Raw genomic sequence first — 3,416 nt, 5'->3', positions numbered from 1 at the left:
TTCTTCAGCTGCCTGTGATCGAAGTTTTCGATGCCTTCACAGAAGTCGATACCGCCATGGCCGCGATAGAACTGGCTGGCATTCTCGTTTTCCTCCAGGCACCAGACGACGAGACCTTTGCAGCCGAGCGATTTCAGAAGCCGCCGTGCCTCGCCGAACAACATTCGGCCAAGACCAATCCCCTGATACTCCGGACGAAGATAGAGTTCGTAGATCTCGCCTTCCTGCGGCAATGCGCGCGCCCGGTTAAGGCCGAGCGTGGCATAGCCGGCGACCGTGCCAGCAACGTCGAGAACAAGCAGTGTTGCCGGTCCACGCGTCGCCTTGCGCCACCAGTTCTCGCCGCGGCGTTCGATCATCTGTGTCAACGCGCGATGCGGAATGATCCCGGCATAGGTATGCTGCCAGGCGAGGCGATGCACCTCTGATATGGCGCGCGCATCGTGCGGTTCTGCCCGCCGGACATCGATCGACAACGTCTTCATAACGCTTACTCTGGTCTTCCAGCGGGCAATTAACCATACGCGATCATGCGTTTCGGCCGGTTGCCCACAGACTTAACATGTGGACGATGGAGCAAAATTTAACGCTTTTTTAACTATTGCGACAAGCAAGATTCGGTGAAGCGCACAAATAAAAAACCCCGGCGCGATGGCCGGGGTCATTAAAGGCTGAAAGACTTCAGTTGCTTAAGCGTACTTGGCCTTTTCGAAACGCTTGCGCTCGTTCGGGTCCAGGTACATCTTGCGCAGACGGATCGATTTCGGCGTCACTTCGACCAATTCGTCGTCCTGTATCCAGGAGAGCGCGCGGTCGAGCGTCATGCGGATCGGCGGCGTCAGCTTGACGGCTTCGTCCTTGCCGGCGGCGCGGATGTTCGTCAGCTTCTTGCCCTTCAGCACGTTGACCTCGAGGTCGTTGTCGCGGCTATGGATGCCGATGATCATGCCCGCATAGACCTTCTCGCCGGCGTCGATGATCATCGGGCCGCGGTCTTCCAGGTTGAACAGGGCGTAGGCAACGGCTTCGCCATTGTCGTTGGACAGCAGCACGCCGTTGACGCGGCCGCCGATTTCACCCTTGTACGGCTGGTAGTCATGGAAAAGGCGGTTCATCACGGCGGTGCCGCGCGTGTCCGTCAGCAGTTCCGACTGGTAACCGATCAGGCCGCGTGTCGGCGCGAAGAACTTCAGACGGATGCGGTTGCCGCCGGACGGACGCAGCTCGACCATTTCGGCCTTACGCTCCGACATCTTCTGGACGACGATGCCGGAATGCTCTTCATCGACGTCGATGACGACTTCCTCGATCGGCTCCATCATGTCGCCGGTCGCTTCATCCTTGTGCATGACGACGCGCGGACGCGACACGGCCAGTTCGAAGCCCTCACGGCGCATCGTTTCGATCAGAACGGCAAGCTGCAATTCGCCGCGGCCGGAGACGAAGAACGAATCCTTCTCGGAGGATTCTTCGATCTTCAGCGCGACGTTGCCTTCCGCTTCCTTGAACAGGCGGTCGCGAATGACGCGTGACGTGACCTTGTCGCCTTCGGTGCCTGCATAGGGGCTGTCGTTGACGATGAAGGACATGGTGACGGTCGGCGGATCGATTGGCTGCGCCTGCAGCGGCTGAGTCACGGCGGGGTCGCAGAAGGTATCGGCGACCGTGCCTTTGGAGAGGCCGGCAATCGCGACGATGTCGCCCTGATGCGCTTCTTCGATCGGCTGACGCTCGATGCCGCGGAAGGCGAGGATCTTGGAGATACGGCCGGTTTCGATGGTCTTGCCGTCGGCATGCAGAACCTTGACGGCCTGGTTCGGCTTGATCGAGCCGGAATTGATGCGGCCGGTGATGATGCGGCCGAGGAAGGGGTTGGCTTCGAGGATCGTGCCGATCATCGTGAACGGGCCCTCGTGGACCGTCGGCTCCGGAACATGCTCGAGCACGAGGTCGAGAAGTGGTGCGAGACCCTGGTCCTTCGGGCCTTCCGGGTTGACGTTCATCCAGCCATCGCGGCCCGAACCGTAGAGGATCGGGAAGTCAAGCTGCTCGTCGGTCGCATCGAGGTTTGCGAAGAGGTCGAAGACTTCGTTGATGACTTCCTCGTGGCGGCCGTCCGGACGGTCGATCTTGTTGATCGCGACAATCGGGCGAAGACCGACCTTCAGCGCCTTGCCGACGACGAACTTCGTCTGCGGCATCGGGCCTTCGGAAGCATCGACGAGAACGATCGCGCCGTCCACCATCGAGAGGATACGCTCAACTTCGCCACCGAAATCGGCGTGGCCGGGGGTGTCGACGATGTTGATGCGGACACCCTTCCACTCGACCGAGGTCGCCTTGGCGAGAATGGTGATGCCGCGTTCCTTTTCCAGGTCATTGGAGTCCATGACGCGTTCTGCAACGCGCTGGTTCTCGCGGAACGAACCGGATTGTTTCAGAAGCTCATCCACCAGGGTGGTCTTGCCATGGTCAACGTGCGCGATGATCGCGATGTTGCGAAGTGCCATATGTTTAGATCTCTGAGGCTAAGGCGCTACGTTGGGAGAATGCGCCAATTACGTTTGGCGCGCTCATACAGGGTTTTTCGCGTTTGCGAAAGGGGGGCAACGGATAGGTGCCATGCGCAAGCCTAGCTCAGATATTGCGGGTCGATAACCGTCCGCCACAGCTCGGTATCGTTCCGGTCCATCAGCCGTACCGTCAGTTGCTCGGTCTGCCCATCGATATCGACCAAGCCGAAGAATTGCATGCCGGCCGATGGCGGAAGATTCTGCTCTGCACCGCCAGGCGCTGCCTTCATGAATCTCACCTCCGGCCCAAACGTCATGTCCAGTTGCTGCGGGCCGTAGGTTCCCGAATGGAGCGGCCCAGCCACAAACTCCCAGAATGGCAGGAACTCCTTGAACTTCGCCTTGCCGGGATCGTAGTAGTGGGCCGCGGCGTAGTGCACGTCGGCTGTGAGCCAAACGATGTTGGATAGGCCGGCATCGCGGATGAACCGCAGCAAATCGGCAAACTCCAACTCTCGACCGAGCGGCGCGCCATTCTCGCCGTTCGAGATCGACTCGCTTCCACGCCGATGGCCGTAGTCGTCCCAGATCACCAACCCGATCGGCAGGTCGCAGGCAATCACCTTCCAGGTTGCCGTCGAGCGAACCAGCTCCCGCTTCAGCCATGCCACCTGACGCTCTCCCAGCAGACGCGAACCGTCGGAAACGGCGGGATCAACGTCGTGACTGTTCGGTCCTCGATAGGAGCGCAAATCCACGAAGAAGAGGTCAAGCAGAGGGCCATAGGACACCTTGCGGTAGATGCGGCCAGGCTCTTCGGCGACATAGCGGATCGGCGTCATCTCGTGGAAGGCGCGGCTTGCGCGTGCTGCCAGCGTCGAAATGGACTTTTCCGTATAGCGA

General features: G+C 60.0%; 3 protein-coding genes. All 3 read right to left on the bottom strand.

From position 1 onward, the window contains the following. A partial coding sequence (locus ACPYOI_RS35255) for an N-acetyltransferase family protein (RefSeq protein WP_481424080.1) occupies positions 1-485 on the bottom strand: 485 nt, incomplete at its 3' end. A 204-nt stretch (positions 486-689) separates the two neighbouring features. Then, entirely contained in the window at positions 690-2,510 is a 1,821-nt protein-coding gene (gene typA / locus ACPYOI_RS35250; protein ID WP_168831670.1) for a translational GTPase TypA, read from the bottom strand. Between the two features lie 122 nt (positions 2,511-2,632). Further along, on the bottom strand, positions 2,633-3,416 hold a 784-nt coding region (locus ACPYOI_RS35245; protein ID WP_481424079.1), incomplete at its 5' end, for an alkaline phosphatase D family protein.

It is taken from the genome of Rhizobium sp. SVR5-2C (genome assembly GCF_056755115.1).
This window is presented reverse-complemented; position numbering and strand designations above follow the sequence as displayed.